At 57.4% G+C, this 15985-nt stretch carries 16 protein-coding genes; all 16 read left to right on the top strand.

The features are described 5' to 3' along the window. Positions 1–37: 37 nt before the first annotated feature. The 16 genes from mnmE to BMW74_RS06920 all read left to right on the top strand — a co-directional run bounded on the left by mnmE (position 38) and on the right by BMW74_RS06920 (position 15984). Complete coding sequence (gene mnmE, locus BMW74_RS06995) at positions 38–1408, top strand: tRNA uridine-5-carboxymethylaminomethyl(34) synthesis GTPase MnmE (protein ID WP_093415586.1); 1371 nt, start codon at positions 38–40, stop codon at positions 1406–1408. A gap of 606 nt (positions 1409–2014) precedes the next feature. Beyond that, a complete protein-coding gene (mnmG, locus tag BMW74_RS06990) occupies positions 2015–3907 on the top strand; it encodes a tRNA uridine-5-carboxymethylaminomethyl(34) synthesis enzyme MnmG (protein ID WP_093415584.1) in 1893 nt (630 codons plus the stop codon). 5 nt (positions 3908–3912) lie between these two features. Next, a complete protein-coding gene (rsmG, locus tag BMW74_RS06985) occupies positions 3913–4548 on the top strand; it encodes a 16S rRNA (guanine(527)-N(7))-methyltransferase RsmG (protein WP_175479172.1) in 636 nt (211 codons plus the stop codon). An 18-nt stretch (positions 4549–4566) separates the two neighbouring features. Next, on the top strand, positions 4567–5364 hold the full coding sequence (locus BMW74_RS06980; RefSeq protein WP_093415578.1) for a ParA family protein: 798 nt from the start codon (positions 4567–4569) through the stop codon (positions 5362–5364). Between the two features lie 9 nt (positions 5365–5373). Then, positions 5374–6246, top strand: a complete 873-nt coding sequence (locus tag BMW74_RS06975; protein ID WP_093415575.1) for a ParB/RepB/Spo0J family partition protein — start codon at positions 5374–5376, stop codon at positions 6244–6246. Between the two features lie 148 nt (positions 6247–6394). Beyond that, positions 6395–6802: a F0F1 ATP synthase subunit I gene (locus BMW74_RS06970; RefSeq protein WP_093415573.1), complete on the top strand. Its 408-nt coding sequence runs from the start codon at positions 6395–6397 to the stop codon at positions 6800–6802. Between the two features lie 16 nt (positions 6803–6818). Continuing rightward, complete coding sequence (atpB, locus tag BMW74_RS06965) at positions 6819–7688, top strand: F0F1 ATP synthase subunit A (protein ID WP_093415570.1); 870 nt, start codon at positions 6819–6821, stop codon at positions 7686–7688. Between the two features lie 133 nt (positions 7689–7821). Next, a complete protein-coding gene (gene atpE / locus BMW74_RS06960; RefSeq protein ID WP_002555987.1) occupies positions 7822–8079 on the top strand; it encodes a F0F1 ATP synthase subunit C in 258 nt (85 codons plus the stop codon). A 56-nt stretch (positions 8080–8135) separates the two neighbouring features. Continuing rightward, on the top strand, positions 8136–8606 hold the full coding sequence (locus BMW74_RS06955) for a F0F1 ATP synthase subunit B (protein WP_093415567.1): 471 nt from the start codon (positions 8136–8138) through the stop codon (positions 8604–8606). A gap of 12 nt (positions 8607–8618) precedes the next feature. Next, complete coding sequence (locus tag BMW74_RS06950) at positions 8619–9155, top strand: F0F1 ATP synthase subunit delta (protein WP_093415564.1); 537 nt, start codon at positions 8619–8621, stop codon at positions 9153–9155. A 21-nt stretch (positions 9156–9176) separates the two neighbouring features. Next, positions 9177–10721, top strand: coding sequence for a F0F1 ATP synthase subunit alpha (gene atpA / locus BMW74_RS06945; protein ID WP_093415560.1), 1545 nt, complete (start codon positions 9177–9179; stop codon positions 10719–10721). A 50-nt stretch (positions 10722–10771) separates the two neighbouring features. Beyond that, positions 10772–11632 (top strand): F0F1 ATP synthase subunit gamma, encoded by an 861-nt coding sequence (atpG, locus tag BMW74_RS06940; RefSeq protein WP_093415557.1) that lies wholly within the window; start codon positions 10772–10774, stop codon positions 11630–11632. Positions 11633–11659: 27 nt separating this feature from the next. Continuing rightward, positions 11660–13039, top strand: a complete 1380-nt coding sequence (gene atpD / locus BMW74_RS06935; protein ID WP_093415554.1) for a F0F1 ATP synthase subunit beta — start codon at positions 11660–11662, stop codon at positions 13037–13039. Between the two features lie 45 nt (positions 13040–13084). Further along, entirely contained in the window at positions 13085–13510 is a 426-nt protein-coding gene (locus tag BMW74_RS06930) for a F0F1 ATP synthase subunit epsilon (RefSeq protein WP_093415552.1), read from the top strand. Positions 13511–13626: 116 nt separating this feature from the next. Next, positions 13627–14994: a bifunctional UDP-N-acetylglucosamine diphosphorylase/glucosamine-1-phosphate N-acetyltransferase GlmU gene (gene glmU, locus BMW74_RS06925; RefSeq protein WP_093415549.1), complete on the top strand. Its 1368-nt coding sequence runs from the start codon at positions 13627–13629 to the stop codon at positions 14992–14994. 213 nt (positions 14995–15207) lie between these two features. Continuing rightward, positions 15208–15984: a DeoR/GlpR family DNA-binding transcription regulator gene (locus BMW74_RS06920; RefSeq protein ID WP_093415546.1), complete on the top strand. Its 777-nt coding sequence runs from the start codon at positions 15208–15210 to the stop codon at positions 15982–15984. Position 15985 lies beyond the last annotated feature (1 nt).

The following is a 15985-nucleotide window of genomic DNA, read 5'->3' as shown; positions in this document are numbered from 1 at the left end:
CGTTTTGCTATCTGCCATTTTATCGGGATAACGGTTTATGAGCGCTCCTCGTGAAACCATCGCCGCCGTCGCCACCGCCCAGGGCCGTGGGGGCGTCGGTATCGTTCGTATTTCCGGGCCGCTGGCCAGCCTGGCGGCGAAAGCCATCAGTGGCCGGGAACTCAAGCCGCGCTACGCCCATTACGGCCCATTTCTGAGCGACGATGCACAAGTGCTGGATGAAGGCCTTGCGCTGTACTTTCCCGGGCCCAACTCATTTACCGGTGAAGATGTACTGGAACTTCAAGGCCACGGCGGCCCGATTGTTCTGGATATGCTGCTGCAGCGCTGTCTGCAACTGGGCTGCCGCCTGGCCCGGCCGGGTGAGTTCAGCGAGCGCGCGTTTCTCAACGACAAGCTGGACCTGGCTCAGGCCGAAGCCATTGCTGACTTGATCGAAGCCAGCTCGGCACAAGCGGCGCGCAATGCACTGCGTTCGTTGCAAGGCGCATTCTCCCAGCGGGTGCATAGCCTCACGGAGCAGTTAATTGCACTGCGTATCTACGTCGAAGCCGCGATCGACTTCCCTGAAGAGGAAATCGACTTCTTGGCCGATGGCCACGTGCTCAGCATGCTCGATGCCGTTCGTGAAGAGTTATCCACCGTGCTGCGTGAGGCGGGCCAAGGGGCGTTGTTGCGCGACGGCATGACCGTGGTCATTGCCGGTCGTCCGAATGCTGGCAAGTCCAGTCTGCTCAATGCCCTGGCAGGACGGGAAGCGGCCATCGTCACCGAAATTGCCGGGACCACCCGGGACATCCTGCGCGAACATATCCACATCGATGGCATGCCGCTGCACGTTGTGGACACTGCTGGCCTGCGCGATACCGATGACCAGGTCGAGAAGATCGGTGTGGAACGGGCCTTGAAGGCGATTGGCGAAGCGGATCGGGTGCTGTTGGTGGTCGACGCCACGGCACCTGAGGCGCTCGATCCATTTGCCTTGTGGCCTGAGTTCCTTGAACAACGCCCGGATCCAGCCAAGGTCACCCTGATCCGTAACAAGGCTGACCTCACCGGCGAGGCGATGGAGCTGCAAGTCAGTGACGATGGCCACGTCACCATCAGCTTGAGTGCCAAATCTGCTGGCGACGGCCTGGAGTTGCTGCGTGACCATCTCAAAGCCTGCATGGGCTATGAGCAGACCTCGGAAAGCAGCTTCAGTGCCCGTCGTCGCCACCTCGAAGCCCTGCGCCATGCCAGTGCCTCACTCGAGCATGGCCGCGCCCAACTGACATTGGCTGGCGCTGGAGAGCTTCTGGCTGAGGATTTACGTCAGGCTCAGCAGTCACTGGGGGAAATTACCGGTGAGTTCAGCTCTGATGACCTGTTGGGTAGGATCTTTTCCAGCTTTTGCATCGGTAAATAATCTCCCCCACCTCGCTTGTTTAGGAGCCGAGCGTGCTCGCGACGCGGTAACTCTGATCTATCGCGTCGCTTCAATCGCTGGCAAGCCGTGCTCCTACCTCCAAAAACTATCTATTTTTCAGTATTAGTCGAACGGCATTGACTGCTTCGGGGCATTCCCGTGGGCGGTATTTGCCCTATTTGGCGATTTTCTGTGGATTAAGCCCTGTGAATAACCGCAGCTAAGACCCGTTGATAACTGGGCCTGAAAACCGTGGAAAACCACACCTGTGGATAAGCACCCCATTCATCCACAGGCTTAAAGCGGTTATCCAACGGTCTCATGGCTACATGACCACAGACTTTTGAATTGCTGTACATATTGAAATCAAAGGGCTGTAGCAATCTATCCACAGAAAGAGTGCTGCATAGAAATAAACATAAAAACAAAGATTTAATAAATTTCTTTCTTTTTAATTTCTATTATCCGTGACTTACCCACAGCTGGTTAATTTTTGTGCAAAGGGTTCTTTAGGAAGGGCGAAGTCCCTATACTTGTCGACCAGGTCCAAAAACCTGATCTCAAACTATTCCTGATTACCTAACTGAAGCAGGCACGAGGTGCGTGGTGGATTTCCCTTCCCGTTTTGAAGTGATCGTCATCGGCGGCGGTCATGCCGGTACCGAGGCAGCACTTGCATCAGCACGCATGGGGGCAAAAACCCTGTTGCTGACGCATAACGTGGAAACCCTCGGAGCAATGAGCTGCAATCCCGCGATTGGTGGGATCGGCAAGAGTCACCTGGTCAAGGAAATCGACGCCCTTGGCGGCGCCATGGCCATGGCCACTGACAAAGGTGGTATCCAGTTCCGCGTGTTGAACAGCCGCAAAGGCCCCGCCGTGCGCGCTACTCGTGCCCAGGCCGACCGCGTCCTGTACAAGGCTGCGGTACGCGAGGCACTGGAAAACCAACCGAACCTGTGGATATTTCAACAGGCCGCGGATGACCTGATCGTCGAGCAGGAACAAGTACGCGGTGTTATCACCCAAATGGGCCTGCGTTTCTTCGCAGACTCTGTGGTGTTGACCACCGGAACCTTCCTCGGTGGACTTATCCACATCGGCATGCAGAACTATTCCGGCGGTCGTGCCGGTGATCCACCGTCGATTGCCCTGGCTCACCGCTTGCGTGAACTGCCGCTGCGTGTCGGTCGCCTGAAAACCGGTACGCCACCGCGTATTGACGGTCGTTCCGTGGATTTTTCGGTGATGGCCGAGCAACCGGGCGACACACCGATCCCCGTGATGTCGTTCATGGGATCCAAGGAACAGCATCCCAGGCAGGTCAGTTGCTGGATTACCCACACCAATGCCCGAACTCACGAAATCATCGCCTCGAACCTCGACCGTTCGCCGATGTATTCCGGGGTGATCGAAGGCATTGGCCCGCGTTATTGCCCGTCGATCGAAGACAAGATCCACCGCTTTGCCGACAAGGAAAGCCATCAGGTCTTTATCGAGCCGGAAGGTTTGACGACTCACGAGCTGTATCCGAACGGGATATCCACATCCTTGCCGTTCGATGTGCAGTTGCAGATCGTGCAATCGATCCGCGGTATGGAAAACGCCCATATCGTGCGTCCGGGCTATGCCATCGAGTACGACTACTTCGACCCGCGTGACCTGAAGTACAGCCTGGAAACCAAAGTGATCGGCGGCCTGTTCTTCGCCGGGCAAATCAACGGCACTACCGGTTACGAAGAAGCCGGAGCCCAGGGTTTGCTGGCCGGGGCCAACGCCGCATTGCGTGCCCAGGGCAAGGACAGTTGGTGCCCGCGTCGCGACGAGGCGTACATCGGGGTGTTGGTTGACGACTTGATCACCCTTGGCACGCAAGAACCGTATCGGATGTTCACCTCCCGTGCCGAATACCGCCTGATCCTGCGTGAAGACAACGCTGATCTGCGGTTGACCGAGAAGGGCCGTGAACTGGGCCTGGTGGATGACGTGCGTTGGGCGGCGTTCTGCAAAAAGCGCGAAAGCATCGAACTCGAAGAGCAGCGCCTGAAGAGCACTTGGGTTCGCCCCGGTACTGAACAGGGCGATGCGATCGCTGAAAAGTTCGGCACCCCGCTGACCCACGAATACAACTTGCTCAACCTCTTGAGCCGTCCGGAAATCGACTACGCTGGTCTGGTCGAAGTGACCGGGCACGGCGCCGAAGATCCACAGGTCGCTGAGCAGGTTGAAATCAAGACCAAGTACGCCGGTTACATCGATCGCCAACAGGATGAAATCGCTCGCCTGCGGGCCAGCGAGAACACCAAACTGCCTGTGGATATCGATTACACGAACATTTCCGGTCTCTCCAAGGAGATCCAGAGCAAGCTCGGCGCGACTCGTCCAGAGACCCTGGGCCAGGCTTCGCGGATCCCGGGTGTGACCCCGGCAGCGATTTCGCTGTTGATGATTCATTTGAAAAAACGCGGCGCGGGCCGTCAGTTGGAGCAAAGCGCTTGAGTTCGATGGTCACCTTGCAACACGCCGAAGAGTTATCCACAGGCGCTCGTCAACTGGGGGTCAACCTGACCGACGCTCAGCACGCCCAGTTGCTGGGTTATCTGGCCTTGTTGATCAAATGGAACAAGGCCTACAACCTGACGGCGGTGCGTGATCCGGACGAAATGGTCTCACGGCATTTGCTCGACAGCCTGAGCGTGATGTCCTTCATCGAAAACGGCCGTTGGCTGGATGTTGGCAGCGGTGGCGGGATGCCCGGCATTCCGCTGGCGATCCTGTTTCCCGAGTCCCAGGTGACGTGCCTGGACAGCAACGGCAAGAAAACCCGCTTCCTGACCCAGGTCAAACTCGAGCTCAAGCTGGATAACCTGCAAGTTATCCACAGCCGGGTCGAAGCCTTCCAACCTGAGTTGCCATTCAACGGGATCATTTCCCGGGCGTTCAGCAGCATGGAAAACTTCAGCAACTGGACCCGCCACCTGGGCGACCACGACACACGTTGGCTGGCAATGAAGGGCGTTCATCCCGCGGATGAGCTGGTAGCATTGCCGGCAGACTTCCACCTCGATAGCGAACACGCCTTGGCCGTACCCGGTTGCCAAGGCCAACGCCATCTGCTGATACTGCGCCGCACGGCATGATTGGGAACACAAGCAAGAATGGCTAAGGTATTCGCGATAGCGAACCAAAAGGGTGGTGTGGGCAAGACCACCACCTGCATCAACCTCGCAGCATCCCTGGTCGCCACCAAGCGCCGGGTGCTGTTGATCGATCTTGATCCACAGGGCAACGCCACCATGGGTAGCGGTGTGGATAAACACGGTCTGGAAAACTCGGTCTATGACCTGTTGATTGGCGAATGCGATCTGGCCGAGGCCATGCACTTCTCCGAACACGGTGGTTACCAGTTGTTGCCGGCTAACCGCGATCTCACCGCCGCCGAAGTCGTCCTGCTGGAAATGCAGATGAAGGAAAGCCGCCTGCGCAGTGCGTTGGCGCCGATCCGCGAGAGCTACGACTACATTTTGATCGATTGCCCACCGTCGCTGTCGATGCTGACGCTTAACGCCCTGGTGGCCGCCGACGGGGTGATTATCCCGATGCAGTGCGAGTACTTCGCGCTCGAAGGCTTGAGCGACCTTGTGGATAACATCAAGCGTATCGCCGAGCTGCTCAATCCGAACCTCAAAGTCGAAGGCTTGCTGCGAACCATGTTCGATCCACGCCTGAGCCTGATGAACGACGTATCGGCCCAGCTCAAGGAACACTTCGGTGAACAGCTGTACGACACCGTGATCCCGCGCAATATCCGCCTGGCCGAAGCGCCAAGCTATGGTATGCCGGCATTGGCCTATGACAAACAATCGCGCGGTGCGCTGGCCTATCTGGCCCTGGCAGGCGAGATGGTTCGTCGGCAACGCAAGCAATCGCGCACCGCCGCCGCTCAGGCAACTTAAGGAATCCCCATGGCCGTCAAGAAACGAGGTCTCGGACGTGGACTGGATGCACTGCTGAGTGGTCCGACTGTCAGCGCACTGGAAGAACAAGCGGTGCAAGCCGACCAGCGCGAACTGCAGCACTTGCCCCTGGACCTGATCCAACGTGGCAAATACCAGCCGCGCCGGGACATGGACCCGCAGGCGCTGGAAGAATTGGCTGCCTCGATCAGGGTTCAAGGCGTGATGCAGCCGATCGTGGTTCGCCCCATTGGTGGTGGTCGCTTTGAAATCATCGCCGGCGAACGCCGCTGGCGGGCCAGCCAACAGGCCGGCCAGGAAACCATCCCGGCGATGGTGCGCGATGTGCCGGATGAAACCGCCATCGCCATGGCGTTGATCGAGAACATCCAGCGCGAAGACCTCAATCCCGTCGAGGAAGCGGTGGCCTTGCAGCGTTTGCAGCAGGAGTTTCAGCTGACCCAGCAACAAGTCGCCGAAGCGGTGGGCAAGTCCCGCGTGACGGTTGCCAACCTGTTGCGCCTGATTGCCCTGCCGGAAGTCATCAAGACCATGTTGTCCCACGGTGACCTCGAGATGGGGCATGCCCGTGCTTTGCTAGGTTTACCGGAGAATCAACAGGTTGAAGGGGCGCGACACGTTGTCGCACGCGGGCTCACTGTGCGTCAGACGGAAGCACTGGTTCGCCAGTGGTTGAGTGGCAAGCCGGAAGCGAGCGAGCCAACCAAGCCTGATCCGGACATCGCTCGCCTCGAGCAGCGCCTGGCAGAGCGGCTGGGCTCTGCGGTGCAGATCCGCCACGGGAAGAAGGGCAAGGGGCAGTTGGTGATCGGTTACAACTCCCTGGATGAGCTGCAAGGTGTCCTTGCGCATATCCGCTGAAACATTTCCTCATGTAGCGCGCAGTCGGAAATCACTACCTGGCAGTTGAATAGGGGCTGAACCGCCCCTATACTCTGCGCGCATTTTGTCGGCACAAATTATGCCAAGTTATTGAATTCTGGCAGCCGACCCTTGAGGAGCAAGAGTGATGGAAACCCGCACGCCAAACCGCTTGCCCTTCCATCGCTTGGCGGTTTTTCCGGTGTTACTGGCACAGTTTGTCGTTTTGTTGATCGCTGCATTGGCGCTTTGGCAATGGCATGGAGTCGTAGCTGGATACTCGGGACTCTGCGGAGGCCTGATAGCCTTGCTTCCCAATGTTTATTTCGCTCACAGGGCATTTCGGTTTTCCGGCGCCCGAGCAGCTCAAGCCATCGTCCGGTCTTTTTATGCTGGCGAGGCGGGGAAATTGATTTTGACGGCAGTGCTTTTTGCATTGACGTTCGCAGGTGTGAAGCCACTGGCGCCGTTAGCAGTCTTCGGCGTCTTTGTGCTGACCCAACTGGTCAGCTGGTTCGCTCCCTTGCTGATGAGAACAAGACTTTCGAGACCTTAGGGCGTTTGAGGCAACCATGGCAGAAACAACCGCTTCGGGCTATATCCAGCACCACTTGCAGAACCTGACCTTCGGTCAGCTACCTAACGGCGGCTGGGGCTTTGCCCACACCGCAGCAGAAGCCAAAGAAATGGGCTTCTGGGCTTTCCACGTCGATACTCTCGGCTGGTCGGTCGCGTTGGGTCTGATCTTCGTTCTTCTTTTCCGCATGGCGGCCAAGAAGGCAACTTCCGGTCAGCCTGGTGCTTTGCAGAACTTCGTTGAAGTATTGGTCGAATTCGTCGATGGCAGCGTGAAAGACAGCTTCCATGGTCGTAGCCCGGTGATTGCACCGTTGGCACTGACGATCTTCGTCTGGGTTTTCCTGATGAACGCCGTCGACTTGATCCCCGTTGACTGGATTCCTCAGTTGGCCATGTTGATCACCGGCGACCCGCACATTCCGTTCCGCGCCGTATCGACTACTGACCCGAACGCGACCCTGGGCATGGCCCTGTCGGTGTTTGCGTTGATCATTTTCTACAGCATCAAGGTCAAGGGCATCGGCGGCTTCATCGGCGAACTGACCCTGCACCCGTTCGGCAGCAAGAACATCTTCGTTCAAGCGCTGCTGATTCCGGTGAACTTCCTGCTGGAGTTCGTGACACTGATCGCCAAGCCAATCTCGCTGGCGCTGCGTCTGTTCGGCAACATGTATGCCGGCGAACTGGTCTTCATTCTGATCGCTGTGATGTTCGGCAGTGGTCTGCTCTGGCTTAGCGGCCTGGGCATTGTTCTGCAGTGGGCGTGGGCTGTGTTCCACATCCTGATCATCACCCTGCAGGCGTTTATCTTCATGATGTTGACCATCGTCTACCTGTCGATGGCGCACGAAGAGAACCATTAAGGCCAGTCTCGACTAGTCTGATGTCCCACCCGGTTAAACGGGTGGGTGCCCGAACAGGGCTATGAAACGATTTGTTTTACCGCTTTAAAATCTAAAAAACCTAAACCATACGACGTAAAAGTCGGGAGGAAAGATGGAAACTGTAGTTGGTCTAACCGCTATCGCTGTTGCACTGTTGATCGGCCTGGGCGCACTGGGTACCGCAATTGGTTTCGGCCTGTTGGGCGGCAAGTTCCTGGAAGGCGCCGCGCGTCAGCCAGAAATGGTTCCAATGCTGCAAGTTAAAATGTTCATCGTTGCCGGTCTGCTCGACGCCGTAACCATGATCGGTGTTGGTATCGCTCTGTTCTTCACCTTCGCGAACCCATTCGTTGGTCAACTCGCTGGTTAATCACTCGAACCTTCGAGTGATTGGTGTGTTGTGCAACGAACGAGCGAGGTGTTGGCGTGAACATTAATGCAACCCTGATTGGCCAGTCCGTTGCGTTCTTAATTTTTGTACTTTTTTGCATGAAGTTCGTTTGGCCTCCGGTCATTGCGGCTTTGCACGAACGTCAGAAGAAGATCGCGGATGGACTGGACGCTGCCGCCCGAGCAGCTCGCGACCTGGAGTTGGCCCAAGATAAAGCGGGTCAACAACTGCGCGAAGCGAAAGCTCAGGCAGCCGAAATCATTGAGCAAGCCAAGAAACGCGGTAACCAGATTGTTGAAGAGGCTGTTGAAAAAGCCCGTATCGACGCTGACCGTGTAAAGGCTCAGGCTCAGGCCGAGATCGAGCAGGAACTCAACAGTGTCAAAGACGCGCTGCGTGCCCAACTGGGTGCACTGGCCGTCGATGGCGCCGAGAAGATCCTGGGTGCCACAATCGATCAAAACGCGCACGCGGAGCTGGTTAACAAACTGGCTGCTGAAATTTAAGCGAGGGCGATCATGGCAGAACTGACCACGTTGGCCCGACCTTACGCTAAGGCGGCCTTCGAGCACGCTCAGGCCCACCAGCAACTGGCCAATTGGTCAGCCATGCTCGGCCTGGCTGCAGCGGTGTCGCAAGACGACACCATGCGGCGCGTGCTCAAGGCCCCGCGACTGACGAGCGCAGAAAAGGCCGCCACGTTTATTGACGTGTGCGGCGACAAGTTCGATGCCAAGGCACAGAATTTCATCCACGTCGTTGCTGAAAACGACCGTCTCCCGCTTTTGCCGGAGATTGCCGCTCTGTTCGACCTGTACAAGGCCGAACAAGAGAAATCGGTAGATGTGGATGTCACCAGTGCTTTTGCATTGAACCAAGAACAGCAAGACAAACTCGCCAAGGTTCTCAGTGCACGACTCAACCGGGAAGTGCGCCTGCAAGTTGCGGAAGACAAATCCCTTATTGGGGGCATTGTCATTCGCGCCGGCGACCTGGTTATCGATGGCTCGGTTCGCGGCAAACTCGCGAGCCTTGCCGAAGCATTGAAATCTTGAGTTTGAAGGGGCAGCAGAGCAATGCAGCAACTCAATCCTTCCGAAATAAGTGAAATTATCAAGGGCCGCATCGACAAACTCGATGTGACCTCCCAAGCCCGTAACGAAGGCACTGTCGTCAGCGTATCTGACGGCATCGTGCGGATTCACGGTCTGGCCGACGTAATGTACGGCGAGATGATCGAGTTTCCGGGCGGCGTCTACGGTATGGCCCTCAACCTGGAGCAAGACTCTGTAGGTGCCGTTGTATTGGGCTCCTACCAGACTCTGGCTGAAGGCATGAGCGCCAAGTGCACTGGCCGCATCCTCGAGGTTCCGGTTGGTAAGGAACTGCTGGGTCGCGTAGTCGATGCACTGGGTAACCCAGTTGACGGCAAAGGTCCGCTGAACAACACCGAGACCGATGCGGTCGAGAAAGTTGCTCCAGGCGTGATCTGGCGTAAGTCGGTAGACCAGCCTGTACAGACTGGCTACAAGGCTGTCGATGCCATGATTCCTGTCGGCCGTGGCCAGCGTGAGCTGATCATCGGTGACCGTCAGATCGGTAAAACCGCTCTGGCGATCGACGCGATTATCAACCAGAAAGACAGCGGCATTTTCTGCGTCTACGTAGCGATCGGTCAGAAACAATCGACCATCGCCAACGTGGTTCGCAAGCTGGAAGAAAACGGCGCACTGGCTAACACCATCGTCGTGGCAGCGAGCGCTTCGGAATCGGCAGCACTGCAATTCCTGGCACCGTACTCCGGTTGCACCATGGGCGAATACTTCCGCGACCGCGGTGAAGACGCGCTGATCGTTTATGACGATCTGTCCAAGCAAGCAGTGGCTTACCGCCAGATTTCCCTGCTGCTGCGCCGTCCACCAGGCCGTGAAGCTTACCCAGGCGACGTGTTCTATCTCCACTCCCGTCTGCTGGAGCGCGCATCCCGCGTTTCTGAAGAATACGTAGAGAAGTTCACCAACGGCGCAGTGACCGGCAAAACCGGTTCCCTGACCGCACTGCCGATCATCGAAACCCAGGCTGGCGACGTTTCCGCGTTCGTTCCGACCAACGTGATTTCCATCACCGACGGTCAGATCTTCCTGGAATCGGCCATGTTCAACTCCGGGATCCGTCCTGCTGTGAACGCCGGTGTTTCGGTATCCCGTGTGGGTGGTGCCGCTCAGACCAAGATCATCAAGAAGCTGTCCGGTGGTATCCGTACCGCCCTGGCTCAGTACCGTGAACTGGCGGCATTCGCCCAGTTCGCTTCTGACCTGGACGAAGCGACCCGTAAGCAACTTGAGCATGGTCAGCGCGTTACCGAGCTGATGAAGCAGAAGCAATACGCACCAATGTCGATCGCTGACATGGCGCTGTCGCTGTATGCCGCTGAGCGTGGGTTCCTGACTGACGTTGAAATCGCCAAGGTCGGCAGCTTTGAACAAGCGCTGATTGCTTTCTTCAACCGCGATCACGCCGAATTGATGGCGAAGATCAACGTGAAGGGTGACTTCAATGACGAAATCGACGCTGGCATCAAAGCCGGTATCGAGAAGTTCAAGGCCACCCAAACCTGGTAAGCCGCAGCGGGGGCCGCAAGGCTCCCGCTTGCTAACCTGATAGGTGTTACATGGCAGGCGCAAAAGAGATTCGCAGTAAGATTGCGAGCATCAAAAGCACGCAAAAGATTACCAGCGCCATGGAAAAAGTGGCGGTCAGTAAAATGCGCAAGGCACAAATGCGCATGGCTGCTAGCCGTCCTTATGCGGAGCGCATCCGCCAGGTTATTGGCCATCTGGCCAACGCCAACCCGGAGTATCGCCACCCCTTCATGATCGAACGTGCTATCAAGCGCGTTGGTTACGTTGTGGTGAGCAGTGACCGTGGTCTGTGTGGTGGCTTGAACACCAACCTGTTCAAGGCCCTGGTCAAGGACATGGCGGTAAACCGCGAAAACGGCGTCGAGATCGATCTGTGTGTAGTTGGTAGCAAGGGTGCGGCTTTCTTCCGCAACTTCGGCGGTAACGTCGTAGCCGCTATCAGCCACCTGGGTGAAGAGCCGTCGATCAATGATCTGATCGGCAGCGTCAAGGTGATGCTGGATGCTTACCTGGACGGCCGTATCGACCGTCTGAACGTTGTGTCCAACAAGTTCATCAACACCATGACGCAACAGCCTACCGTGGAGCAGTTGATTCCATTGGTGGCGACCCCGGATCAAGAACTCAAGCACCACTGGGACTATCTCTACGAACCGGATGCCAAGGAGCTGCTGGACGGCTTGATGGTCCGTTACGTGGAGTCGCAGGTCTACCAGGCGGTGGTCGAGAACAACGCAGCTGAACAAGCGGCGCGGATGATCGCAATGAAGAACGCTACCGACAACGCCGGTGATTTGATCAGTGATTTGCAGCTGATCTACAACAAGGCGCGTCAGGCTGCGATCACCCAAGAGATCTCGGAAATCGTCGGCGGCGCTGCCGCGGTTTAACGGTTCAAATATTCAGAGGATCCAGCTATGAGTAGCGGACGTATCGTTCAAATCATCGGCGCCGTTATCGACGTGGAATTTCCACGCGACAGCGTACCGAGCATCTACAACGCTTTGAAAGTACAAAGCGATGCCGGCACCACTCTGGAAGTTCAGCAGCAGCTGGGCGACGGCGTGGTTCGTACCATTGCGATGGGTTCCACCGAGGGCTTGAAGCGCGGTCTGGAAGTCACCGACTCTGGCGCAGCCATCTCCGTACCAGTCGGTAAAGCGACGCTGGGCCGGATCATGGACGTGCTGGGTAACCCAATCGACGAAGCCGGTCCAATCGACACCGAAGAGCGCTGGGGCATTCACCGTCCTGCGCCATCCTTCGCTGAACAAGCGGGCGGCAACGACCTGCTGGAAACCGGCATCAAGGTAATCGACCTGGTTTGCCCGTTCGCCAAGGGCGGTAAAGTCGGTCTGTTCGGTGGTGCCGGTGTAGGCAAAACCGTAAACATGATGGAACTGATCCGTAACATCGCCATCGAGCACAGCGGTTATTCCGTGTTCGCCGGTGTGGGTGAGCGTACTCGTGAGGGTAACGACTTCTACCACGAGATGAAGGATTCCAACGTTCTGGACAAAGTGGCACTGGTCTACGGTCAGATGAACGAGCCGCCGGGTAACCGTCTGCGCGTAGCACTGACTGGCCTGACCATGGCCGAGAAGTTCCGTGACGAAGGTAACGACGTTCTGCTGTTCGTCGACAACATCTATCGTTACACCCTGGCCGGTACTGAAGTATCCGCACTGCTGGGCCGTATGCCTTCCGCAGTAGGTTACCAGCCGACCCTGGCCGAAGAGATGGGTACTCTGCAAGAGCGTATCACTTCGACCAAGAACGGCTCGATCACGTCGATCCAAGCGGTATACGTACCTGCGGATGACTTGACTGACCCGTCGCCAGCGACCACCTTCGCCCACTTGGACGCCACCGTCGTTCTGTCCCGTGACATCGCTTCCCTGGGTATCTACCCAGCGGTAGATCCACTGGACTCGACTTCGCGCCAGCTGGATCCGAACGTGATCGGCCAGGACCACTACGACACCGCTCGCGGCGTACAGTATGTTCTGCAGCGTTACAAAGAACTGAAGGACATCATTGCGATCCTGGGTATGGACGAGCTGTCGGAATCCGACAAGCAGTTGGTAAACCGTGCTCGTAAGATCCAGCGTTTCTTGTCGCAGCCGTTCTTCGTGGCTGAAGTCTTCACCGGTGCTTCGGGTAAATACGTTTCCCTGAAAGACACCATTGCTGGCTTCAAAGGCATCCTCAACGGTGACTACGACCACCTGCCAGAACAAGCGTTCTACATGGTCGGCGGCATCGAAGAAGCGATCGAAAAAGCCAAGAAACTGTAATCCCGGCGCCCGGCAACGGGCGCTCATTTAGGTTGAGGCAATCAGATGGCTATGACAGTCCATTGCGACATCGTCAGCGCGGAAGGGGAAATCTTTTCCGGCCTGGTCGAGATGGTGATTGCGCACGGTGCACTCGGTGATCTTGGTATCGCCTTGGGTCACGCGCCGCTGATCACTAATCTGAAACCGGGTCCGATCCGCCTGATCAAGCAAGGCGGGGAAGCCGAGGTGTTCTACATCTCCGGTGGTTTCCTCGAGGTTCAGCCGAACATGGTCAAGGTACTTGCCGACACCGTGCAACGTGCTGCCGACCTGGATGAAGCCTCCGCTCAGGACGCCGTTAAGGCGGCCGAGAAGGCCCTGCACGAGCGTGGCGCGGAGTTCGATTACGGTTCCGCTTCTGCACGTCTGGCCGAGGCCGCAGCTCAGCTGCGCACCGTCCAGCAGATCCGCAAGAAGTTCGGCGGCTAACGCCTTGGACTTGTTGTGTGATTGATTAAAAAGGGTAGCCTCGGCTACCCTTTTTCTTTTTCTGCATTTAACTACTTTGGTCGCAGCCGCCGACCATCCAGGATGGGTAGCCCGTCATGTCTCTAGAAATCGTTATCCTCGCTGCCGGTCAAGGCACTCGCATGCGCTCGGCCTTGCCCAAGGTGCTGCACCCGGTGGCTGGCAACTCCATGCTTGGCCATGTTATCCACAGCGCCCGCCAACTCGAACCACAGCGTATCCATGTGGTGATTGGCCACGGCGCCGATGAGGTACGTAAGCGCCTGGCGGCTGACGATCTGAATTTCGTGTTGCAGGACAAACAACTGGGGACTGGCCATGCCGTGGCCCAGGCCGTGCCGTTCATCACCGCCGACACCGTATTGATCCTGTACGGCGACGTGCCGCTGATCGAAGTCGACACCCTGCAGCGCTTGCTCAAGCATGCCGCACCGCAACAACTGGGCCTGTTGACCGTCGAGCTGGACGACCCAACCGGATACGGCCGTATCGTGCGTGACGAGGCTGGCAACGTCGCCGCGATCGTCGAGCAGAAAGATGCCAACGAAGCCGAGCGGGCGATCAAGGAGGGGAACACCGGCATCCTGACGCTGCCTTTTGCCCATCTGGCTGACTGGATGAGCCGGCTGTCCAACAACAACGCCCAGGGCGAGTATTACCTGACCGACGTGATTGCCATGGCCGTCAGCGACGGCCTGGCAGTTGCCACCGAGCACCCTCACGACGCCATGGAAGTGCAGGGCGCCAACGATCGCAAGCAACTGGCCGAACTTGAACGTCATTACCAATGGCGCGAAGGCCGTCGCTTGATGGCCCAGGGCGTGACGTTGCGCGATCCGGCACGCTTTGATGTGCGTGGCGAAGTCACGGTGGGGCGCGACGTGCTGATCGACATCAACGTGATCCTTGAAGGTCGGGTGGTGATCGAGGATGACGTGGTCATCGGCCCGAACTGTGTGATCAAGGACAGCACCTTGCGCAAAGGGGTGGTGATCAAGGCCAACAGCCACATCGACGGTGCGGTCCTCGGCGAGGGCAGCGATGCCGGCCCGTTTGCGCGCCTGCGCCCCGGGACGCGACTGGAAGCGCGAGCCCATGTGGGTAACTTTGTCGAACTGAAGAACGCCCACCTGGGTGAGGACGCCAAGGCTGGTCACCTGACTTACCTGGGCGACGCCGAGGTCGGTGCGCGCACCAACATTGGTGCCGGGACCATTACCTGCAACTACGACGGCGCCAACAAGTGGAAAACCGTGCTGGGTGAAGATGTGTTCATCGGTTCCAACAACTCGTTGGTAGCGCCTGTGGATATCTTGGACGGTTCAACCACGGCAGCCGGTTCGACCATTACCTCGACTGTGGATAAATCCCAGTTGGCGGTAGGGCGCGCGCGGCAGAAGAACATCGATGGCTGGAAGCGGCCGGAGAAGATCAAGAAAGCCTGAGTTATCCACAGACCAAGCAATTGCCTTCGCGGGCGAGCCTCGCTCCTACGTGTTTTATGTCATTTGCCGATACGCCAATGATACGAACGCTGTAGGAGCAAGGCTTGCCCGCGAAGTGTTTATCCACAGATTTTTTATCCGCCACGCTTGACGAAGTTTCACCGATAGGTTTTGATTGGTTTCGTTATCTTTCGAATCGAAACTTAAGCCGCCATGTCAAAGCGCAATACACCCCAACGCCGCCACAACATCCTCGCCTTGCTCAATGAGCAGGGTGAAGTCAGTGTGGATGAATTGGCCAAGCGCTTCGAAACATCGGAAGTGACCATTCGCAAGGACCTGGCCGCGCTCGAGAGCAACGGCCTGCTCCTGCGTCGTTATGGTGGCGCAATCACCATGCCGCAAGAGTTGGTCAGTGACCCGGGCCAACCGATCTCTTTGTACAAGCAAGCCATTGCCCAGGCGGCGGTTCAGCGGATTCGCGAACATGCGCGGATCATCATCGACAGCGGCAGCACCACGGCGGCAATGATCCCCCAGTTGGGGCAACAGCCAGGGTTGGTAGTGATGACCAACTCGCTGCACGTCGCCAATGCGTTGAGCGAACTTGAGCACGAGCCGGTGCTGTTGATGACCGGCGGCACCTGGGACCCGCATTCCGAGTCCTTCCAGGGGCAAGTAGCCGAGCAGGTACTACGCTCTTACGACTTCGACCAGTTGTTCATCGGTGCCGACGGCATCGACCTGGTTCGAGGCACCACGACCTTCAATGAACTGCTCGGCCTCAGCCGGGTCATGGCTGAAGTGGCCCGTGAAGTGATCGTGATGGTCGAGTCCGACAAGATCGGGCGCAAGATCCCCAACCTGGAGCTGCCTTGGAGCAGTGTCCATACCCTTATTACCGACGATCGCCTGCCCATCGATGCCCGCGATCACATTCAGGCCCGCGGCATAACATTGATTTGCGCGGCAGTCAGTCAGGAGAAATAGT

Origin of the sequence: Pseudomonas sp. ok272 (genome assembly GCF_900109995.1) — a bacterium.
GTDB lineage: Bacteria > Pseudomonadota > Gammaproteobacteria > Pseudomonadales > Pseudomonadaceae > Aquipseudomonas.
This window is presented reverse-complemented; position numbering and strand designations above follow the sequence as displayed.

Coding starts and splice junctions, on each gene's coding strand:
- mnmE (WP_093415586.1), top strand. CDS start 38: ATGAGCGCTCCTCGTGAAACCATCGCCGCCGTCGCCACCGCCCAGGGC.
- rsmG (WP_175479172.1), top strand. CDS start 3,913: ATGGTCACCTTGCAACACGCCGAAGAGTTATCCACAGGCGCTCGTCAA.
- BMW74_RS06980 (WP_093415578.1), top strand. CDS start 4,567: ATGGCTAAGGTATTCGCGATAGCGAACCAAAAGGGTGGTGTGGGCAAG.
- BMW74_RS06975 (WP_093415575.1), top strand. CDS start 5,374: ATGGCCGTCAAGAAACGAGGTCTCGGACGTGGACTGGATGCACTGCTG.
- BMW74_RS06970 (WP_093415573.1), top strand. CDS start 6,395: ATGGAAACCCGCACGCCAAACCGCTTGCCCTTCCATCGCTTGGCGGTT.
- atpB (WP_093415570.1), top strand. CDS start 6,819: ATGGCAGAAACAACCGCTTCGGGCTATATCCAGCACCACTTGCAGAAC.
- atpE (WP_002555987.1), top strand. CDS start 7,822: ATGGAAACTGTAGTTGGTCTAACCGCTATCGCTGTTGCACTGTTGATC.
- BMW74_RS06950 (WP_093415564.1), top strand. CDS start 8,619: ATGGCAGAACTGACCACGTTGGCCCGACCTTACGCTAAGGCGGCCTTC.
- atpA (WP_093415560.1), top strand. CDS start 9,177: ATGCAGCAACTCAATCCTTCCGAAATAAGTGAAATTATCAAGGGCCGC.
- atpG (WP_093415557.1), top strand. CDS start 10,772: ATGGCAGGCGCAAAAGAGATTCGCAGTAAGATTGCGAGCATCAAAAGC.
- atpD (WP_093415554.1), top strand. CDS start 11,660: ATGAGTAGCGGACGTATCGTTCAAATCATCGGCGCCGTTATCGACGTG.
- BMW74_RS06930 (WP_093415552.1), top strand. CDS start 13,085: ATGGCTATGACAGTCCATTGCGACATCGTCAGCGCGGAAGGGGAAATC.
- glmU (WP_093415549.1), top strand. CDS start 13,627: ATGTCTCTAGAAATCGTTATCCTCGCTGCCGGTCAAGGCACTCGCATG.
- BMW74_RS06920 (WP_093415546.1), top strand. CDS start 15,208: ATGTCAAAGCGCAATACACCCCAACGCCGCCACAACATCCTCGCCTTG.